Origin of the sequence: Sulfolobus sp. E5-1-F (genome assembly GCF_009601705.1) — an archaeon.
Lineage (GTDB): Archaea > Thermoproteota > Thermoprotei_A > Sulfolobales > Sulfolobaceae > Saccharolobus.
Genome location: NZ_CP045687.1, coordinates 1,801,912 through 1,819,178, shown reverse-complemented (window position 1 = coordinate 1,819,178; position 17,267 = coordinate 1,801,912). Strand labels below are relative to the sequence as shown.

Annotated in this window: 27 protein-coding genes and 2 tRNA genes; 12 read left to right on the top strand and 17 right to left on the bottom strand. The window is 33.8% G+C overall.

Annotation, left to right across the window (positions count from 1 at the left end; genetic code table 11):
• Genes GFS03_RS09365 through glyS form a run of 3 tightly spaced genes read right to left on the bottom strand, consistent with a single transcriptional unit; the run spans position 1 to position 2,475 of the window.
• On the bottom strand, positions 1–405 hold the full coding sequence (locus tag GFS03_RS09365; RefSeq protein ID WP_153423745.1) for a hypothetical protein: 405 nt from the start codon (positions 403–405) through the stop codon (positions 1–3).
• Positions 402–767, bottom strand: coding sequence for a hypothetical protein (locus GFS03_RS09360; protein ID WP_153423743.1), 366 nt, complete (start codon positions 765–767; stop codon positions 402–404). Before GFS03_RS09360 ends, GFS03_RS09365 begins: the two co-directional genes overlap by 4 nt.
• A complete protein-coding gene (gene glyS, locus GFS03_RS09355; protein ID WP_153423741.1) occupies positions 751–2,475 on the bottom strand; it encodes a glycine--tRNA ligase in 1,725 nt (574 codons plus the stop codon). Before glyS ends, GFS03_RS09360 begins: the two co-directional genes overlap by 17 nt.
• 52 nt (positions 2,476–2,527) lie before the next feature.
• Between glyS and speB the strand changes: the two genes are divergently transcribed.
• The gene (gene speB, locus GFS03_RS09350; RefSeq protein ID WP_153423739.1) at positions 2,528–3,421 is read left to right on the top strand and encodes an agmatinase; all 894 of its coding nucleotides are present in this window, start codon (positions 2,528–2,530) and stop codon (positions 3,419–3,421) included.
• Here speB and GFS03_RS09345 read toward each other — a convergent pair.
• On the bottom strand, positions 3,408–3,554 hold the full coding sequence (locus tag GFS03_RS09345) for a DNA-directed RNA polymerase subunit P (RefSeq protein WP_153423737.1): 147 nt from the start codon (positions 3,552–3,554) through the stop codon (positions 3,408–3,410). The two genes, speB and GFS03_RS09345, sit on opposite strands and share 14 nt — an antisense overlap.
• Positions 3,555–3,649: 95 nt before the next feature.
• Between GFS03_RS09345 and GFS03_RS09340 the strand changes: the two genes are divergently transcribed.
• On the top strand, positions 3,650–3,952 hold the full coding sequence (locus GFS03_RS09340) for a translation initiation factor (RefSeq protein ID WP_153423735.1): 303 nt from the start codon (positions 3,650–3,652) through the stop codon (positions 3,950–3,952).
• Here the strand turns inward: GFS03_RS09340 and GFS03_RS09335 are convergent.
• Positions 3,942–4,871, bottom strand: a complete 930-nt coding sequence (locus GFS03_RS09335; RefSeq protein WP_181443752.1) for a transcription initiation factor IIB — start codon at positions 4,869–4,871, stop codon at positions 3,942–3,944. The two genes, GFS03_RS09340 and GFS03_RS09335, sit on opposite strands and share 11 nt — an antisense overlap.
• Positions 4,872–5,030: 159 nt before the next feature.
• On the opposite strand from GFS03_RS09335, the gene GFS03_RS09330 reads away from it, so the two are divergent.
• From GFS03_RS09330 to GFS03_RS09315, 4 genes are all read left to right on the top strand, one after another.
• Positions 5,031–5,103: transfer RNA gene (locus tag GFS03_RS09330), tRNA-Gln, on the top strand.
• A 240-nt stretch (positions 5,104–5,343) separates the two neighbouring features.
• Positions 5,344–5,419, top strand: a tRNA-Gly gene (locus tag GFS03_RS09325).
• A gap of 172 nt (positions 5,420–5,591) precedes the next feature.
• Positions 5,592–6,176, top strand: a complete 585-nt coding sequence (locus GFS03_RS09320; RefSeq protein ID WP_153423734.1) for a helix-turn-helix domain-containing protein — start codon at positions 5,592–5,594, stop codon at positions 6,174–6,176.
• Complete coding sequence (locus GFS03_RS09315) at positions 6,173–7,174, top strand: aminotransferase class I/II-fold pyridoxal phosphate-dependent enzyme (protein ID WP_153423732.1); 1,002 nt, start codon at positions 6,173–6,175, stop codon at positions 7,172–7,174. The genes GFS03_RS09320 and GFS03_RS09315 overlap by 4 nt, the downstream gene beginning before the upstream one ends.
• On the opposite strand, the gene GFS03_RS09310 is transcribed toward GFS03_RS09315, so the two are convergent.
• The 3 genes from GFS03_RS09310 to GFS03_RS09300 are packed head-to-tail and all read right to left on the bottom strand — an operon-like array spanning position 7,149 to position 8,608.
• On the bottom strand, positions 7,149–7,586 hold the full coding sequence (locus tag GFS03_RS09310) for a GtrA family protein (protein WP_153423730.1): 438 nt from the start codon (positions 7,584–7,586) through the stop codon (positions 7,149–7,151). The two genes, GFS03_RS09315 and GFS03_RS09310, sit on opposite strands and share 26 nt — an antisense overlap.
• A 38-nt stretch (positions 7,587–7,624) precedes the next feature.
• Positions 7,625–8,335: an alanyl-tRNA editing protein AlaXM gene (gene alaXM, locus GFS03_RS09305; RefSeq protein ID WP_153423728.1), complete on the bottom strand. Its 711-nt coding sequence runs from the start codon at positions 8,333–8,335 to the stop codon at positions 7,625–7,627.
• Positions 8,336–8,608: a hypothetical protein gene (locus tag GFS03_RS09300; protein WP_153423726.1), complete on the bottom strand. Its 273-nt coding sequence runs from the start codon at positions 8,606–8,608 to the stop codon at positions 8,336–8,338.
• Here GFS03_RS09300 and cdvB1/B2 point away from each other — a divergent pair.
• Both cdvB1/B2 and GFS03_RS09290 read left to right on the top strand, forming a co-directional pair.
• Positions 8,562–9,323 (top strand): cell division protein CdvB1/B2, encoded by a 762-nt coding sequence (cdvB1/B2, locus tag GFS03_RS09295; protein WP_153423724.1) that lies wholly within the window; start codon positions 8,562–8,564, stop codon positions 9,321–9,323. The genes GFS03_RS09300 and cdvB1/B2 overlap by 47 nt on opposite strands.
• Before the next feature lie 65 nt (positions 9,324–9,388).
• The gene (locus tag GFS03_RS09290; protein ID WP_153423722.1) at positions 9,389–10,531 is read left to right on the top strand and encodes a tryptophan--tRNA ligase; all 1,143 of its coding nucleotides are present in this window, start codon (positions 9,389–9,391) and stop codon (positions 10,529–10,531) included.
• Here GFS03_RS09290 and cbp1 read toward each other — a convergent pair.
• Positions 10,500–10,952 (bottom strand): CRISPR DNA repeat-binding protein Cbp1, encoded by a 453-nt coding sequence (gene cbp1 / locus GFS03_RS09285; protein WP_153423721.1) that lies wholly within the window; start codon positions 10,950–10,952, stop codon positions 10,500–10,502. The genes GFS03_RS09290 and cbp1 overlap by 32 nt on opposite strands.
• 55 nt (positions 10,953–11,007) lie before the next feature.
• Between cbp1 and GFS03_RS09280 the strand changes: the two genes are divergently transcribed.
• The 3 genes from GFS03_RS09280 to GFS03_RS09270 are packed head-to-tail and all read left to right on the top strand — an operon-like array spanning position 11,008 to position 13,015.
• A complete protein-coding gene (locus GFS03_RS09280; RefSeq protein ID WP_153423719.1) occupies positions 11,008–11,730 on the top strand; it encodes a DUF72 domain-containing protein in 723 nt (240 codons plus the stop codon).
• 9 nt (positions 11,731–11,739) lie between these two features.
• On the top strand, positions 11,740–12,300 hold the full coding sequence (locus GFS03_RS09275; protein WP_153423717.1) for a LysE family translocator: 561 nt from the start codon (positions 11,740–11,742) through the stop codon (positions 12,298–12,300).
• Entirely contained in the window at positions 12,290–13,015 is a 726-nt protein-coding gene (locus GFS03_RS09270) for a 5-formyltetrahydrofolate cyclo-ligase (protein ID WP_153423715.1), read from the top strand. The genes GFS03_RS09275 and GFS03_RS09270 overlap by 11 nt, the downstream gene beginning before the upstream one ends.
• On the opposite strand, the gene GFS03_RS09265 is transcribed toward GFS03_RS09270, so the two are convergent.
• Positions 12,986–13,336: a helix-turn-helix domain-containing protein gene (locus GFS03_RS09265; protein ID WP_153423713.1), complete on the bottom strand. Its 351-nt coding sequence runs from the start codon at positions 13,334–13,336 to the stop codon at positions 12,986–12,988. The genes GFS03_RS09270 and GFS03_RS09265 overlap by 30 nt on opposite strands.
• Positions 13,337–13,434: 98 nt before the next feature.
• Between GFS03_RS09265 and GFS03_RS09260 the strand changes: the two genes are divergently transcribed.
• The gene (locus tag GFS03_RS09260; protein ID WP_153423712.1) at positions 13,435–13,653 is read left to right on the top strand and encodes a hypothetical protein; all 219 of its coding nucleotides are present in this window, start codon (positions 13,435–13,437) and stop codon (positions 13,651–13,653) included.
• Here the strand turns inward: GFS03_RS09260 and GFS03_RS09255 are convergent.
• Genes GFS03_RS09255 through GFS03_RS13350 form a run of 7 tightly spaced genes read right to left on the bottom strand, consistent with a single transcriptional unit; the run spans position 13,647 to position 17,256 of the window.
• Positions 13,647–14,537 carry an Mrp/NBP35 family ATP-binding protein gene (locus GFS03_RS09255; RefSeq protein ID WP_153423711.1) on the bottom strand — a complete coding sequence of 297 codons (891 nt, stop codon included), beginning with the start codon at positions 14,535–14,537 and terminating at the stop codon, positions 13,647–13,649. The two genes, GFS03_RS09260 and GFS03_RS09255, sit on opposite strands and share 7 nt — an antisense overlap.
• On the bottom strand, positions 14,538–15,101 hold the full coding sequence (locus GFS03_RS09250) for an adenylate kinase family protein (protein WP_153423709.1): 564 nt from the start codon (positions 15,099–15,101) through the stop codon (positions 14,538–14,540). It lies immediately after the preceding gene.
• Positions 15,098–15,262 carry a hypothetical protein gene (locus GFS03_RS13355; protein ID WP_167738490.1) on the bottom strand — a complete coding sequence of 55 codons (165 nt, stop codon included), beginning with the start codon at positions 15,260–15,262 and terminating at the stop codon, positions 15,098–15,100. Before GFS03_RS13355 ends, GFS03_RS09250 begins: the two co-directional genes overlap by 4 nt.
• Positions 15,263–15,264: 2 nt before the next feature.
• On the bottom strand, positions 15,265–15,909 hold the full coding sequence (locus tag GFS03_RS09245; protein WP_181443751.1) for a rhomboid family intramembrane serine protease: 645 nt from the start codon (positions 15,907–15,909) through the stop codon (positions 15,265–15,267).
• On the bottom strand, positions 15,849–16,451 hold the full coding sequence (locus tag GFS03_RS09240) for a site-2 protease family protein (protein WP_153423706.1): 603 nt from the start codon (positions 16,449–16,451) through the stop codon (positions 15,849–15,851). The genes GFS03_RS09245 and GFS03_RS09240 overlap by 61 nt, the downstream gene beginning before the upstream one ends.
• Positions 16,452–16,454: 3 nt before the next feature.
• A complete protein-coding gene (locus GFS03_RS09235) occupies positions 16,455–17,078 on the bottom strand; it encodes a hypothetical protein (RefSeq protein WP_153423704.1) in 624 nt (207 codons plus the stop codon).
• 19 nt (positions 17,079–17,097) lie between these two features.
• Positions 17,098–17,256 (bottom strand): hypothetical protein, encoded by a 159-nt coding sequence (locus tag GFS03_RS13350; RefSeq protein WP_167738489.1) that lies wholly within the window; start codon positions 17,254–17,256, stop codon positions 17,098–17,100.
• Positions 17,257–17,267: the final 11 nt, after the last annotated feature.

The following is a 17,267-nucleotide window of genomic DNA, read 5'->3' as shown; positions in this document are numbered from 1 at the left end:
TTAAAAATTAAGATGTGACATGTTATTTATAATCTTGTCTATTTGCTCCAAATCCTTATCTATTTCCATATTTACTCCCTTACCTTTTAAATAATTATTTAGGTTATTTAGAAGTTCTTTTTCATCCTTTAATCCCACTATTATCAAATAATTAACTAAACCAAGTGCCTCCTCTCTAATCTTGGTATCACTTGTTTTATCTATATTTTGCATAATAACTTCTAATCCTTGGAGGAGTTCTTTTCTGACTCTTCTCATTCTTCTAACAAGTCTACTAGCTTTTCCTATGTCAGGCTCTGGGAAAGCCACTAAATTCTCTAGTTCGTTCAAGTATTCAGTATGATCATTTATTATTGCTTCAAAATCAAATAATACTCTACTTATTGCAATATCACTCTCATTCATTTATAAGCCCTCACAGTTACCGTACTATTATCCTCTATACCTAATGTGACAAGATCTTGGGGACTAGCCCAGACCTCTAATTCAGGAATTCCCTCCTGCAATATGGCTTTTAATTTGATTCTTTTCCCTTTGACTGATATTTCAAGATCATTAGTAATACCTAGATCTTTAGCTAGTTTAGATGAAATTATCGCAAACCCTTTATCAACATCATTTCTCTTTCTTATCTTGATTCTTTTCTCTTTCGGTGGAGCCTTATTCCCCTTTAACGCTGAAGCTGGGGGTATAATGCTAACAAGTGTTTTGATATCAACCTTTTTCTCCTCTTCCTTTTCGTTCCCGTTACTACTCATTATTATCATTCACCTCAATTCCAATCTTATTAAAAGCTTCTCCTCTAAATAACTTTTCCAGTGAAATCTTAAGATCATCTATTTTAACTCTAACTTGCTTCCAACTATCTCTATCCCTTATTGTTACGCTGTTATCTACTAATGTCTGAGGATCAACTGTAATAGCAAAAGGTACGCCGATCTCGTCAGCTCTAGCATACCTTCTTCCAATGCTTCCAGAATCGTCGTACAATACTTCGTATCTTTCGGAAAGACTTTCTCGTATTTCCTTTGACTTTCTAATTAATTCCTCCCTCTCCAGAAGTGGGAAAACTGCAATATCATAAGGAGCTAGATGTCTAGGTAAGGATAGTAAAACTCTTCCCTCCTTTTCCCTATATGCGCTCAATATAGTTAGGAATAACGTTCTCTCAACTCCAAATGAAGGCTCTACCACGTGTGGTATAAAATGCTCACCATGAACTTTCTCTTCTCTCTCAACAATACTTACGAACTCCCCTAAAGGTCTATCATCTATCATCATGTTGTTCCTAATCATTTGCTCAACTTCCTCAGCCGATTTCCCATTTAATAGCTCCATAACTTTTTTCCTTAGCTCCTTATCCTTTAATTTAGTATTATTAACTATAACAGTCTTATTTTTAATCAATTTAGGTTCTTTATATTTTCTAAAAATAGTTAAATCTTGTCCGCTATATTTCATATGTCTTGACAAATCGTAATCTCCTCTATATGCATGCCCAGAGATCTCAACCTTAATATCATTAATTACAGCTATTTGGTCGAAAGTCTGTTTAGAATAATGAGCTCTTTCATAAGGTAGCTTCTCTTCAAAATAAAATTCATTAATACCTAGTGCCTTGACAAAACTCGACGCCACAACCATCCAATATGCCATCCAAGGTTGGATAATAATCTTCTCTCTTACGCTCTCTTCTAAACTAAACTCTTGCGGTTTACCACCTTTTTCTTTCTCGCTCGCGGTCAAAATTTTAAGCTTACTATCCTTAAATCTATGTAATGGTATGTTTTCAATATTATTATCCTCTGGATCCATAAAAAACTCAATCTCCATTATAGTGAACTCCCTCATTCTTATTAACCCTTGTCTAGGTGAGATCTCGTTTCTACCCACTCTTCCTATCTGAGCTATTCCAATAGGTAGCTTTTGTCTAGTAGTCTCATATACACGTTTAAATGAAGTGAACATTCCTTGAGCTGTTTCTGGTCTAATATAACCTAAATTACCAGTATAAGGACCTATATTAGTTGTGAAAAGTAAATTAAATAATCTTACTTCTCCTAACTCTCCTCCACAATATTGGCATCTAACGTTGTTCTCTCTTATTATCCTCGTTAGTTCTTCTGGCTTAAGACCCTCTACACTTTTCTTTAATACGTCTTCAATTAAATGATCAGCCCTATATATTCTTTTACAATTGTTACACTCAACTATGGGATCTGTAAAACTTTCCACATGCCCGCTAGCTTCAAATACTTTAGCGGGTCCTATCATCGGACTTTCTATTTCTACTACAAAGTCACTATTATCCTTCACGAAATATTTTCGCCATAACTCTATTATTCTATTTTTAATCTTTACACCTATAGGTCCTATATCGTAGAATCCTGCTACTCCTCCATAAATTTCATATGAAGACCAAAATATTCCTCTTCTTTTAGCTAAGTCCATCACTTTATCTATTACTTCACTCACAACTCTCTAACATTACAACAAGTTTATAAAGTTCTATGACCAAAATTAGCGAGTGAGCGACGGAAGATTACTTTATTTAAATGAGAATAGTAGGAAATTTGCCGGATTTAACAAGGAAAAATCCCCATTTGTAATAATTGGTATACCCATGGACATTACGAGTAGTTATAGGCCGGGTAGTAGATTTGCCCCATCTTCAATAAGAGAAGCAGCTCAATATATTGAATTTTATTCAATAAGGAATGATGTGGATATGGGAGAAATAGGATTTAATGATGTTGGTGATATAATTCTACATCCTTCAAATGTTGAAGAGAATTTAAGTAGGATATCAAGTGTGATAAATTATTTTCAAGAAAACGGGAAGATCACTATTTCTATAGGGGGAGAACACACAATAACCGCGGGAGTAATAAAAGGAATGAAAAAAGAAGGATTATGTTTAGTTAGTTTCGATGCGCATTTAGATTTAAGAGATGAATACATGGGATATAGATATGATCACGCTTGTGTCATGAGAAGGATATCTGAATATGGAGTCAAAATTATTGAAGTGGGGACTAGAGCAGTTAGTAAGGAGGAAATAGAATATGCTAGACAAAGGGGGATATTGTTTTTTACACCTCAGCAAGTTAAACTTTTAGGGATTAAAGAGACCGCAAGAAGAATAATTACCTCAACACAAGAATGTAAATCGCTTTATATTTCAGTTGATATGGATGGGATAGATCCAGCTTATGCTCCTGGCGTTGCAACACCAGAGCCAGATGGATTAGACCCATCTACTTTATTGGATATAATCAACTTAATTGCAGATAAAAGAGTTATAGGATTTGATGTTGTGGAAGTTTCTCCTTCTTATGACACCTCAGGAATAACTAGCGTACTAGCCTCTAGGATAATTCTAGAAACTGCAGCAACGGTTTATAAATTTAGATCGCTTTAACTATTTTTATAGTAGGCTTTCTAACCATAAATATTATTTTGTAACCGCAGTATGGACATCTAATCCCTGGTAGTACTTTTAATTGTTCATCTGTAAATGTCTTCCAGCATTTCCCACATCTATAGACTGCCATAGTAACAATTACTTAACGGTAACATTTATAAGGTTATCTGACAAAAAGCGATAGAAAGATTAAAAGGGGAGTGTTTATAAAGATAATTTCTGAGAATGGCAGAAAATCTGTGTGGTGGTCTTCCACCAGACATATGTGAACAGCTTTCAAAAGAAGAACAATTTATTAAAATAAAAGTCGAAAAAAGGAGATACGGAAAAGAAGTCACAATAATAGAAGGATTAGGAGGTAATGATACTGAACTTAAGAAAATAGCTTCTGAACTTAAGTCCAAATTAGCAGCTGGAGGTACAGTAAAAGATGGTAAAATTCTAATTCAAGGAGATCATAAAGAAAAAGTTAGGGAAATTTTAATAAAAATGGGATATGCGGAAGCTAATATTCTAGTTATTGAGTAGGTATTGAGATTTTTAGCTCTTGCGTTAGTTCTTTATACCTATTTCTTACAGTAACTTCCGTAACGCCCGCGACTTGAGCTATTTCTTTTTGTGTTCTTCTTTCATCATGTAATAATGACGCTATATAAATAGCGGCTGCAGCTAAACCAGCTGGATCTTTACCAGCAGTTAAGCCAGAACCTTTCGCCTTGTCTATAATTTCGGCCGCTGTTTTCATAACAGCTCCGCTTAGACCTAATAAGTTAGCTATTCTAGTTACATAATCCTTTGGATCACTTACTGGCACACTGACATCCAGTTCCCTAAGTAATAATCTATAGCATCTAGCTACCTCCTTCCTATTAGCTTTAGTATATTGCGCTATCTCATCTAAAGTTCTAGCTAACTTCATCCTTCTACATGCTGCGTAAATAGCAGCTGCTACAACGCTTTCTATACTTCTTCCTCTTACTAACCCTTTCTCTACTGCTTTTCTGTAGATTAATGCAGCTTCGTCCTTAACTGATTTCGGCAAGTTTAGTAAATTTCCTATTCTTTCTAGTTCATTCATAGCTTGCGCTAAGTTTCTATCTATAGAACTCTGTATTCTAGCCCTTATCTGCCACTTTCTCCATCTTAATGCCTCGAGTCTTCTCTTGGGGTCTAATGTTCTTCCCATGGCGTCTTTATCTTTCCAGTCTATAAGAGTGGATAAACCCCTATCATGGATGGTATTATTTAAAGGCCCTCCAACTCTGCTTCTCTTTTCCTTCTCTTCCGGAGTGAACGCCCTCCATTCTGGTCCTTGATCTATAATTTTATCTTCTAAAACTTCTCCAGTTTCAGAGCATATATACTCCCCCCTCTCCGCATCGAATATAATCTTATCAGGAGGGCAAGGAGTAGATACGGATTTATTTTCTTCAGACAAACACAACACCCCAATTATATAGTGCCACGAATAGTAAACCTTTTAAACTTTTCTATTTCTTTCCTTATAAATCTTTCTCCCATGTTACTCATTATTTATCTAAAAATGGGAGAGGTCAGTATAAATTAAGCGTTAAGCTTAAATGAGAAGTCGGAGTAGTATAAAATTAGCCGGGTAGTCTAGTGGTCAAGGATCCAGGGCTTTGGCCCCTGGGACCAGGGTTCGAATCCCTGCCCGGCTACCTTCAAGCTAACTTCTATTTTGTTCTTCCTTACTTTTTTGGATATAAAATTTATATTGATTCAAAGTTCCTTTTATATATTTTTCTATTATCCTCTAATATTACTAACTTACAGTGAGCTTACTTAATAGCGTATACTTTTGCTAACCCTCTACCCAAATAACTTAGATTAAAAGTAATGAGAAGCTGATTACCAAAAGGAAAAAAATAAATACCTTCCTACTCTCATTATTAAACAGTGCGGCCGTAGTCTAGCCTGGATTAGGACGCCTGCCTGCCACGCAGGAGGTCCCGGGTTCAAATCCCGGCGGCCGCATACAATATTTTTAATACTTATCCTCTTTTTGCATGACTTGAATTATTTGTAAGGTAATAGTTCTCTTGATGATGAGCCTCGTAGTTTATGAAAGGTGAATGAAGGTCTTGAGTGCTGAATTTAATTGTTAGTAGATAAGTTTAAGTAGTATAAGTTTAGAGGTAATTATGTAATGCTGTTATACGTCGTAATAAAAACTCCTAATTTACTTCAGTTTCCAGAAGTTATTGCTAATAAGGTTACAGTTAACATTCTCGATATAAGGGTTGATGGAGAGAAAGGCAAGCTACTAATTGAAGTACGCGGGGACGAGAATAACGCTAAGCAAGTTTGTGAAGAACCTATCAAGGTTTCCAAGTATAAATTTATTTGTACAAATTACATATCAACTGAATTCATTAAGATCTTGTCTCAATATATTATAATGAACGGTGCATTAACAGATGACGGAATCTTATGGACTTTGATATTAAATGGTTACACGGAGCTGAGGGATTTACTTAATTCGTTAATAAGCATTACAAAAGAGGTTAGAGTTTTAAAAGTTGTGAAAGCTGAAAAGAAGGACGCAATAACTGCACGGCAGGAACAAATATTAAGAATAGCATTAGAAGCTGGATTTTTCGACTATCCTAGAAGAATAGGATTGAAAGACTTAGCTAAAAAGCTCAACATTAGTCCATCAAGCCTAAGTGAGATTATAAGGAGAGCCGAAAAGAATGTAATTACGGCGTATTTTGAAGAGAGAGAACTATGAAACATGGAGGATATCCATGGAGAAATGGGAAACCTGCTTTAGACATCAAAGATTATAGTGTAAATCTTAATCCATTAGGTGTTCCTAAGTTCGTTGAAGAATTGATCAATGAAGCTGTTAAGCTTAAAATATACACGTATTATCCTCCTCAAAGTCTTAGAGAGATAAAAAGTGTAATTGGGGAAATTTACGGAGTCAATGAAGATTTAGTAGGGATATTTAATGGTGCTTCCGAGATTATTAATCTGCTTGATGAGAACTTTACTGTTCCACAGCCAAATTATAGTGAATATAAATTTCGTAGCTATTATTTTGCTGAGGAGCATGAAGACGAATTTGTTTTCAAATTAAGGCCAGGTCGAATAATAACTAGCAATCCAAATAATCCTACTGGATCCGTTATCAAATTGCATGAAATTGAGAACTTTCTTAAAGATAAGAACAACGAACTTGTTTTAGATGAATCGTTTATCGATATAAGCTTGGCGGAAAGTGCGTCTAGACTAGTTAATGAATTCTCTAATTTAACGATTATAAACTCATTTACGAAGAGTCTTGCAATTCCGGGTTTAAGATTCGGTTTTTCAATAGGACATAAGAGTAAGGAATTGGAAAGACTTGCTCCAATTTGGCGAATTAACTCCATAACCTATTATGTTATATCTAACTTAAATCCTAAGGAAGTGAGGTCTTTCTTTGCGATTAGTAGAAGTAAAGTGAAGGAAATTTATGATAAATTAGAAAATATGAAGAAGTTGTTCAAAATGTACAAATCCCATGCGCCATTTTTCTTGGTGGAATTTGAGATTCCCTCTAGCTTAATTAATGATGAACTAATTAGAAGATGCAAATGCTATATTAGGGATGCTAGTAACTTTTTAGGGTTAAGGCATACTCATGCAAGGATAGGTTTAAAGGATGATGTTATGGAATTAATTCATATCATAAATGAAATTATATCCGAAAAAGGAGTTAAGTCCACACGTACTTTAGGCTAGTTATAAATCTTACTAGAAATCCTGACACGATACCAATGAAATTTGTTAAAACTAAGAGGAATGTCGAGGTGGTAAGTTTACTAAAGAACAATATAAATACCGCTTGGGAGATGGAGGTAACGTGTAACAAATATATTAATAAAATTAATGCGACGACGTATTGGACTATATTTCCGAGGTAGGAAGAGCCATGGAATTTTAATAAACGATTAAGGTATGAATTACTCCTCTTATCTTTAAATGTCCATATGTCGTTTAAAACGAAATTGAAGATAAGTGAAATCTCAATTGCTATGGCTAAAGATACTCCAATTGGTATAGCTTTAGAAGCAAGTACATAAATTGCCTCATTTACAATCGTCCCTAATCCACCAACTACGGCAAACTTAGCAAGCCTGATAATTAATGACATAAAAATAGTTATTCTTTTCAAACTAATAAATAAATTCCCTATGGTTTGACAGTATAGTAGACTCGCTTTCTCCCTTTTCCCTTATTTTCAATCTTGAGTAGTACTATTTCTCCTATTTCCTTGGTATTGTTTACGTGAGGTCCCCCATCAGCTTGTATATCTATTCCAGGAATCTCTACAATACGCCATATTGGAATTTGTGGCGGATTTCTTCCAGCTAGTTTTACAATCGCTGGTATCATTAAAGCCTCATCTCTAGGTAAAAAATAGATCTTCAGTTCTATTCCTTTTTTGGCTATTTCATTAGCTTCATTTATTAACTCAATAAGAGCTTCCTTATTTTCAACATTGAAATCGTCCTTAGCTTGTTCTGGACTTATATGCCCTCCAGTTATTAAAGCTCCGAATCTATTATAAGCTAATGCAGCAATTATATGCGAGGCGGTATGTAATCGCATCATCCTATATCTTCTTTCCCAATTTATTTTGCCTATAACCTTTTCACCAACATTAAGAGAAACATTTTGATCTATCTTATGTAAAATCTCCCCGTTCTCTCCTCTTTTTACCTCATAAACGTCTATCTTCTCTCCTCTTTCATTTATTAAAAAGCCAGTATCGTTCTCTAAACCTCCTCCTCCCGGGTAAAAAGCAGTCTTATCAAACGTTACATAATTGCCTTCTATCTTAACTACTCTTCCCTCAAATTCTTTAATATAAGAGTCTTTTAAGTAAAGTTCCTCTGTCATCTAGTTTAACTTATTCCCTTGTAATATAAATATTCCATTCTTATGTTTGTAAGTTAAGGTTAATGGATCTATTCTTACTGGTAACGATATCACTTTGATTACTCGATTATTCATTGAGTCAGTTATATAAATCTTATTTCCATCAGTATTTATATTTATCCTATTATATTCTAGTTCTTTCCATCTAAGATCTAAGTATATTACTACATTATTAGCTGATATTAAGATGTCGTATTCTGGATCTTCATCTTCTTTAATGAACGTGTTTGGCATATTACTTATTTTAGATTCTAATAATTTAAACTCTTCACATAATGCGTTTGAGCTTATAAGACTTAATGAAGCAAGTTATATATTGGCCATGCTCGGAAAAGATTTCCAAAAGATGTGGGGTTATGAGCAAGAGAGATTTAAAATAAAGGGCTCTAAGGAGCCTTTAAAATATAGGCTAGTTAATGCTCACTATAAAATTAGCTCTATGATTAGTAGGCTCGACGCTTATATTTCTAGAATGCAAGAAAGAGATAAAATACTTTTTGAAAGAGTTGTAGAAGCACAAATGTCTAAGGATACGCAAAGGGCAGCAATGTACGCTAATGAGGTAGCTGAAATCAGAAAGATCTCTAGACAGCTATTAACAACTCAAATTGCCTTGGAGCAAGTTCAACTCAGATTAGAGACAGTAACTGAATTAGGAGATATATTTGTAAACTTAATCCCAGTATTAGGAGTTATTAGTGAATTAAAGTCCGCCTTGAAAGGTATAATGCCAGAAGTTTCGTTAGAACTCGCTGAATTAGGAGAAGGGCTACAAGAAATAGTTACTGAATCTGGTGAGTTCACAGGTATGGGATCTTATGCAGCAGCTTCCTCACCAGAGGCAAGGAAGATATTAGAGGAAGCTTCTGTTGTTGCTGAACAAAGAATGAAGGAGAAGTTCCCAGACCTACCTGTTGGTGCTGGATTAGCCTCTAAATCTCACTCCTAAATCCCACAACTACCTATTTCACTTAATTTTAACCTTTTATATTTTCATGCATTTTCATACTACAAATGCCAGAGGAATTTAGCGTAACTCCTTGGGAAGTTAAGGGTAAAGTTGATTATGATAAATTAATTGTTCAATTCGGTACTCAGAAAATTACAGAAGATTTGAAACAAAGAATAAAGAATTTGGTTGGAGAATTACATGTAATGCTTAGGAGAAATGTATTCTTTTCTCATAGAGATCTAGATTTAGTTCTAAATGACTACGAAAAAGGTAAAGGGTTCTTCCTTTATACTGGAAGAGCACCTTCCTTAGGTATGCATATAGGACACCTAATACCATTCATATTCACTAAATGGTTACAAGATAAATTTAATGTTAATCTATATATCGAGATAACAGATGACGAGAAGTTCATGAGAAATTCAGAATATACACTGGACCAGACTAGAAGTTGGGCCTACGATAACATTTTAGATATTATTGCAGTTGGCTTTAATCCAGATAAAACATTCATCTTTCAAGATACAGAGTATATAAGAAATATGTATCCTATAGCAGTAAAAATTGCAAAGAAGTTAACGTTTTCAGAAGTAAGAGCTACCTTTGGCTTAGACATGTCCTCAAATATAGGTCTTATATTTTACCCAGCCTTACAGATAGCTCCTACCATGTTTGAAAAGAAGAGATGTTTAATACCAGCCGGTATAGATCAAGATCCCTATTGGAGACTACAAAGGGATATAGCGGAAAGTCTTGGATACTATAAGGCCGCGCAGATACATAGCAAATTCCTTCCTCCACTTACAGGGTTAGAGGGTAAAATGAGTTCTTCAAATCCAGAAACTGCAATATACCTTGTAGATGATCCTAAGACTGTGGAAAGGAAAATAATGAAATATGCATTTTCAGGAGGACAGCCGACGATAGAGTTGCATAGGAAATATGGCGGAAATCCAGAAATAGATGTTCCCTTCCAGTGGTTATATTACTTCTTTGAGGAAAATGATAACAAGATTAAGGAGATCGAGGAAGAGTATAGATCCGGTAAAATGTTAACTGGAGAGTTAAAGCAGATATTAATAGATAAATTAAATAATTTCTTAGAGGAACACAGAAGGAAAAGAGAAGAGGCAAAAGAGCTTGTACACGTATTTAAATATGATGGCAAACTAGCTAAGCAGATGTGGGAGAAGATTCACGAATAGATTTATATAAACCCATTTTCTTTAAATGATATACTACAAGATTAGTGGAAATGTTAAGTTCTTTTGCAATTCTATATATACTATTTCCTTTGCTGTACTCTTCCTTAATTTTCTCTATTTCCTTTATATTTAATTTTCTCCTTTTTTTACCTAGATTATATTTTTTAAGGATTCTCAATACAGTATTAAAGTTTACATTCAACTCCTTACTTATTCTATTTGCACTATAACCTTGCTTTCCCATTTCTATAATTTGTTGTATTTTATCATCTGGCACTTTCCCTCTGAAATTAACCTTAGCTTTAATAAGTATTCTACGAACCTTAGAATAACTTAATCCTAATTGATTAGCAATTTGCCTAATACTTAATCCTTCTTCATACATTTTCTTAACTTTTTCAATTATTTCTTCCTCACTCACGAGTTAAGTCTATGCAAAACCAATTATATTAATCTTTTCCCAAAATCTATGAAAGATGATAAAAATAGGTACATGTGGATTTACGAGAAAGCATTTTAATTATTTCAGTGTGCTTGAGGTACAAGAGACATTTTACAACTTTCTATCTGAAGAAAAACTAGATAAATGGAGGGAACTCTCTATACAGAACAACGTTGAATTAACTATCAAGGCGAATCAAATAATTACACATGAATATAATAAAATCACATATAAGAGAACCAAGACAATTATTGGAGATGTTAAAAACTATGGATACTTTAGACCGACTAAAGAAGTCATGCAAGCTCTGGAAATCACGTTGAAAGAAGCTAAATTCTTGAATTCTAAAATTATAATATTTCAAACACCAGCGTCTTTTAAACCTAATGACACAAACATGAGGAATCTAAAAGACTTTTTCAGTACATTAGATAGATCATTTATCTACGGTTGGGAGCCTAGAGGAGAGTGGAATCTCAATCCTGAAATGCTAACCAAAATACTTTCTGAAATTGATGCAATTCACGTTGTAGATCCATTTAAAAATAAGCCATTGGATAGTAAACAAATTGGGTATTTTAGACTCCATGGTTTAGAATCTGAAAAGGTTAATTACAGATACAAGTACACTAAAGCCGATTTAGAGAAGCTTAAGGAATATATAATGTCCGAAAAGAAAAATTTAATTTACGTTCTTTTCAATAACGTTTACTCATTTGACGATGCCTTAAGTTTTAAAAGGATGATTGAAAGTTAATTTAAATAAATGTTTCTCACTTACTTCGGCTTAGGGATTATTTTAGGTTTATCAATGGCTGCACCCCCTGGACCAGTTAATGCGATGATCGCTAATGAGTCTACAAAATCATGGCTCCACGGAAGCAGTATTGGTGCTGGTGCAATGACGGCTGATTTGATTTTCTTTATAATCGTTTACTTTATCCAAGGCTACATTCCTATGCCAATTATAAATGCTTTATATCTAGTTGGGGGTATATTTATGTTATATTTATCGTATTTAACGATTAAAGCTAAAATGCCTTCTAGCACTATAAGAGGAAATTACCTCATAGGACTTTCCATGGGTTTAACTAATCCTTACCAAATAAGTTGGTGGATTACAGTTGGAATTTCTATGATTAGATCTCTTTCGATTTCTATAATACCCGGGTTTTTTATGGGTATATTAATTTGGATAATAGCTTTCCCTAAGGCAATAAATGTGTTAGGAGCAAGATACGTGAAATACGTAAAAATAGTTTCATCTATTATATTAGTTGCATTTGGTGTCTACTTATTATATGAGGGTATTCTGAATGTTATCTAAACAGGAGATAAGGGAATTGATATGGAAGAAATTGGAGGAGGAAAATATAGCACTATTTCCCCGACCAGTTTACGGCAGAATTCCCAATTTTAAAGGAGCTGATAAAGCAGCTTTAAATTTAGCTAAGTGTAAAGAATTCAAAGAAGCTGAGATTATTAAGGTCAATCCAGATTCTCCGCAATATAAGGTAAGAGAAATTGCATTGAGACAAGGGAAAAAAGTTCTAGTCCCTACCCCTAGATTAAGAGGAGACTTCTTTTTATTAGATCCAATCAGAATCTCCTCTTCTGATATACCTAAAGCCTCTCGAATATCCGGCTTTGAAAAATATGGAATAAAGGTAAGTTTAGAGAAGATAGAGAGGGTTGATCTCATTGTCGCTGGTTCTGTGGCTGTTGACTTAAATGGAAATAGAGTTGGTAAAGGCGAAGGGTATAGTGAGCTCGAGTTTGGGATTTTGAGAGAGCTTAGTAAAGTAGATGAGAACACTCCTATTGCGACTACAGTACATGACATACAAATAGTAGACGAGGTTCCTTCAGAACCTTTTGATGTACCAATCGATATAATTGCAACTCCTACTAAGCTCATAAGAGTTAATAGGAGAAGGGAAAAACCAAAGGGAATTTACTTAGAATATCTGAGTAAGCAAAAAATAGATGAGACTCCTTTCTTAAAGGAATACTTAAAGAAGCGAAGATATAATAGTCTGTAGATCCCTGCAAGTTTCTTCGGATCTTTTTATAAGTTTTTTCTTCAATTCCTCTTTGTGAATACGATATAAAAACTTGGGTCTTCCTCCTCTGCTTACACTGGTTTTCTCTTTTTCTACTAATCCAGCGTCAGCTAGCTTTTTTAGTATTAGACTTGCCCTACTCTTGCTTATTCCTAATTCACTAGCAATTGCATCAACGTCTTTTCCGGTCTCGCTACTTAGTATCTTTATAAAGGCATCTACGTCCGCCTCTGATAGACCATAGGCTACTATCAAGAACCTTTTTAATAAAAAACTTTTTTCGCTAATTTCAATACTCAATAAACTTTCACCAATCTTTCTTTAATATTTTTTTATTTTTAAGTTTTTCCTTCATTAACCCTCAATTTTTTATTTGCATTTATATAATAAATATTATCATGACTACCGAGTTAAAACGCAAAATAATTGACATATTGTCTAAAGGTGATAAAACTTCTACACAGATTAGGGATGAACTAATTCAAATGGGAGAGGAGATTAATTTATTGGAATTTAGAAAAGTTCTAGCGGATTTAGTTAGAGAAGGAGTGTTAGAAAAATATCCAGTTTATGACGAAAAGAAATTTTATTTTCGACTTAAGTCTAAAAGTTATTGACTAGATTCAACAATTTTAATTATTTTATCTGCTATATTCAGAAATTCTTTAGAAGTTGGACTATCAGGATATTTCAAAAAGAAAGGTTCTCCAGCATCATTAGCTTCTGCTATGGAAGGATCAAGGGGAACTTGACCTAAAAGATCTACTCCCATTTCCTCCGCCATTTTCTTACCTTTACCTTCTCCAAATATATAATAGACTTTTCCATCACTCGGGCATACAAAATGACTCATATTCTCAATTACGCCTAATATTTTCGTATTTACAGTTCTAGCGAAATTTATTGATTTCTTAACAGCTAATGTTGAAACTTCAGATGGTATTGTAACGATAACAAATCCGGTAATACCTGGAACTAATTGGGCAATGGATAGGGCTTCATCTCCAGTCCCGGGAGGCATATCTATTATTAGGTAGTCTAATTCTCCCCAATTAACATCACCTAAGAATTGCTTAATTGCTGAATGTTTTATGGCTCCCCTCCAAACTACTGGTGTATCGTCTCTAGGTAATAGAAAATCAATGGAAACAACTTTTATTCCGAAGGGCCCTATAACTGGATTTATTCCCTTATCATCAGCAGTTAACATTTGTCCTCTAACTCCTAACATTTTTGGCACTGATGGACCATGGAAATCAACATCAACTATACCTACTTTTCTACCACTCGCAGCTATAGCCATTGCTAGGTTAGATGAAACAAATGATTTACCAACTCCGCCTTTTCCACTAACTACTCCAATCTTATATTTTATATTTTTCATCTTCATTTGTACTTTTAGATCAACAGCCTGAATTTGCTGGTTGACTTTTCTTAAGTCACGGGGCTGTCTTTGAGGTTGTGGCTGAGGATTTTGAATTCTAAAAGGATTACTGCTCATCTAGATATCATTCTCATAGGAGCTAATAATCTTATCTAATTCCTCCAAAAATCGTTGCACTTTTGTATCAACCAGCCATTCTATTAACCCATCACATTGTTTATTTAGTATTTTATTTACTATTTGTTCTATGCTCTTTTCTGTGGTATCTACTTCACATATCTTATCCTTAAAGGCTTCCCTAGCCTCTTGTGAGATTACACCTAGAATTTCGGCCTCTACGTTTTCAGCCACCTTTATGTTACTCCAACCCCTTCCTTTTAGTTCACTGTATAAAGAAAAAGGATTCTTTCTAAGGACAACTACTAAATCTGCAGTAGATACTAAGGAAGGATATATAGTTTCGATTACGAGATGGTTAGTGGAAATAACCTTCTCTAATTCCTCCCTTACTTTATCCTCATCTATTATATAACTTTGCCTTAGTTCATCATATTCCGTATAAAGTCTATTTTCCATTACAAACTGAGAAAGAGAAAGATAGTTTAGGTTAAGCATCTCAGAAAGTTTCTTTGAGACTATTGTTTTTCCTACACCGGGTGTACCAGTTACTACTATTATCATTGCTTCACTGCTAGTATCGTTTCAATTGCAAATAAAACTATTGAAATCCCAACAAGGGTTATTTTCACAGTTCTATCTGCCTCGCTTCTAATAATTTCGTATAAACCATATGGTAGCATCAAGAATCCGATAATTAATAGTATTTCCTCTACTAGTATCATGATTATTTTATTGCTCTACCACTCCTTATAAGATAATGGACTACTGCGTATATAATACCTCCCAAAATACCTCCAATATGAGCAATAACATTTACATTAGGGAATATTAGACCACTAACTCCAAATACTGATATTAAAAATATAAGACCATAAACCCCTAGATTATCCTTTTTTAAGAAATCGTAAAACGTGTAATAACTTAATAAACCAAATATTCCTCCAGAAGCTCCTGAGCTTAGTGTAAAAGGATTATAAAATATTACAGTTAGTATATTTCCTAGAATACCAGCTAGCATGAATATGACATATTCATGTTTTCCTGCTCTACTACCAAAAATTAGATATATGAAATATAATGAAATAAAATTAAATATAAAATCAACAAAGCTATTAGTTACAAATATTGATGAAAATAGTTCATAATAATATCCTTTAAGTACTAGGTAATTTAATTGTTCCAGATAATACACTGAAGTTGAATTTATAAAAGTCGCTGTTAAACCGATAATAAAACCTAAAGTAACAAGAAACATTAATAAAAAAGTTGGTGCACTTATTATCTTTTTTATTATCACTTTATTCACCATTATAGAAATGTTAATGCGAATGCAATGATTATTAATATTGCCCAAACTATTACGTTCCATCTAAAGATCTTCAATCCGTCTAAAACCCAGAATGGAAGCAAGTTAAAGAACGCTACCCAGAAGTTAAACCTGGCCAACTCAAAGAAAAATAAGCCAACAAGGCTAAAGGGCATTAATGATGCACCAATAAGCCCAATAAATCCTAATATTATGTTAGTTAAAGGTCCGGCTAAAGCTGTTTTTCCTTCAACATCTCTATTAAGAAATCCACAAGATATTGATGTGTATCCCGAAAAGAAAACTAAGATACCTATGAAACTACCAATTATATTGAGTATTAACGTTGTCCAAAACCCTGAAAAACTTAAAGTGAATCTTGAAAAACAACCATATCTTCTCGCAGCTTGTCTGTGTCCTATTTCATGTGGTATTATAGCTAATAATGCTACTACATATGGTATGACAACGCTACCTATTGGATCTGAAAGTATGGAGGTTGGGCGTATATAAGCCACAGCTAAGGATAGGGCAGCAAGCAAAAAGGAAGTGATCTCATTTAGATTAGCGAATTTCCATTCTAAGTATCTTATATCCCAAGACATACCTTATCTTATTAATCTTAACAACTCTGAGGGTATTAAATTATTGCTTACGTATTGAATGTTTGTGCTATCTATTTTCCATAATAACGCTTTTTTGTCATTACTAATGGTAGCCATGTAATTATTTCCACTTAAGTTTATTATTCCTTCAAATATTATGTCAAATAATCTTTTGAAGGAATTAAAAGTATCAAAGATTACTGATCTATACATAAATGGCATCGTAATTTTTAGACAAATGTATTTTTTCGCGAAGATTTCAATTAAATCTTTAGAGAAATTGTTATAGAGTTCAGGTTTCAATAACGTTATTTGTGCATTTCCTTCAACATTTATAACTATAACTAGCATTTTTCTGGCCAGATTAATAGTGGTTATCCATATCTCAAATATTCTTAAGATATTTTCACAGTCGTCACTTAACTTTTTAGCCGGCAGGAAAAAAGAATAAGTTCCGTCATTTTGAATTACAGCATCTGTTATTCCCTCTGCAAAAAGTTTCGGCGAAACTCCTATTAAGGACAATTCTGTTTCAAGCAATGGATTTAACTCTATTACATGCCCTTCACTTGTAAGTATCTTTCTCCCTATACCTTGTAGATAATCTATAGTAACTTCGAATCTCACAAAAATAAATTGTTGTGAATTAAACTTTTATATATTTTGCGTATATCTCAGCATTCAATTCCATGTTCTTTGCCAATACTTTTTCCAGTACTTGTTTATCTTCAGCGGATGGATTATAATTCTTTATGATACGCTCTATTTGTTCTAACAGCTTTAATACCTCTTGTATGCTTTCCATGATTTCTAGTT

Bases quoted from the DNA above. Each gene is read 5' to 3' on its own strand.
- GFS03_RS09365 (WP_153423745.1), bottom strand. From the start codon at position 405: ATGAATGAGAGTGATATTGCAATAAGTAGAGTATTATTTGATTTTGAA.
- GFS03_RS09360 (WP_153423743.1), bottom strand. From the start codon at position 767: ATGATAATAATGAGTAGTAACGGGAACGAAAAGGAAGAGGAGAAAAAG.
- GFS03_RS09345 (WP_153423737.1), bottom strand. From the start codon at position 3,554: ATGGCAGTCTATAGATGTGGGAAATGCTGGAAGACATTTACAGATGAA.
- GFS03_RS09340 (WP_153423735.1), top strand. From the start codon at position 3,650: ATGGCAGAAAATCTGTGTGGTGGTCTTCCACCAGACATATGTGAACAG.
- GFS03_RS09320 (WP_153423734.1), top strand. From the start codon at position 5,592: ATGCTGTTATACGTCGTAATAAAAACTCCTAATTTACTTCAGTTTCCA.
- GFS03_RS09315 (WP_153423732.1), top strand. From the start codon at position 6,173: ATGAAACATGGAGGATATCCATGGAGAAATGGGAAACCTGCTTTAGAC.
- GFS03_RS09310 (WP_153423730.1), bottom strand. From the start codon at position 7,586: ATGTCATTAATTATCAGGCTTGCTAAGTTTGCCGTAGTTGGTGGATTA.
- alaXM (WP_153423728.1), bottom strand. From the start codon at position 8,335: ATGACAGAGGAACTTTACTTAAAAGACTCTTATATTAAAGAATTTGAG.
- cdvB1/B2 (WP_153423724.1), top strand. From the start codon at position 8,562: ATGTCGTATTCTGGATCTTCATCTTCTTTAATGAACGTGTTTGGCATA.
- GFS03_RS09300 (WP_153423726.1), bottom strand. From the start codon at position 8,608: ATGCCAAACACGTTCATTAAAGAAGATGAAGATCCAGAATACGACATC.
- GFS03_RS09290 (WP_153423722.1), top strand. From the start codon at position 9,389: ATGCCAGAGGAATTTAGCGTAACTCCTTGGGAAGTTAAGGGTAAAGTT.
- GFS03_RS09280 (WP_153423719.1), top strand. From the start codon at position 11,008: ATGATAAAAATAGGTACATGTGGATTTACGAGAAAGCATTTTAATTAT.
- GFS03_RS09275 (WP_153423717.1), top strand. From the start codon at position 11,740: ATGTTTCTCACTTACTTCGGCTTAGGGATTATTTTAGGTTTATCAATG.
- GFS03_RS09270 (WP_153423715.1), top strand. From the start codon at position 12,290: ATGTTATCTAAACAGGAGATAAGGGAATTGATATGGAAGAAATTGGAG.
- GFS03_RS09260 (WP_153423712.1), top strand. From the start codon at position 13,435: ATGACTACCGAGTTAAAACGCAAAATAATTGACATATTGTCTAAAGGT.
- GFS03_RS09255 (WP_153423711.1), bottom strand. From the start codon at position 14,537: ATGAGCAGTAATCCTTTTAGAATTCAAAATCCTCAGCCACAACCTCAA.
- GFS03_RS09250 (WP_153423709.1), bottom strand. From the start codon at position 15,101: ATGATAATAGTAGTAACTGGTACACCCGGTGTAGGAAAAACAATAGTC.
- GFS03_RS13355 (WP_167738490.1), bottom strand. From the start codon at position 15,262: ATGATACTAGTAGAGGAAATACTATTAATTATCGGATTCTTGATGCTA.
- GFS03_RS09245 (WP_181443751.1), bottom strand. From the start codon at position 15,909: ATGGAACGTAATAGTTTGGGCAATATTAATAATCATTGCATTCGCATT.
- GFS03_RS09240 (WP_153423706.1), bottom strand. From the start codon at position 16,451: ATGTCTTGGGATATAAGATACTTAGAATGGAAATTCGCTAATCTAAAT.
- GFS03_RS13350 (WP_167738489.1), bottom strand. From the start codon at position 17,256: ATGGAAAGCATACAAGAGGTATTAAAGCTGTTAGAACAAATAGAGCGT.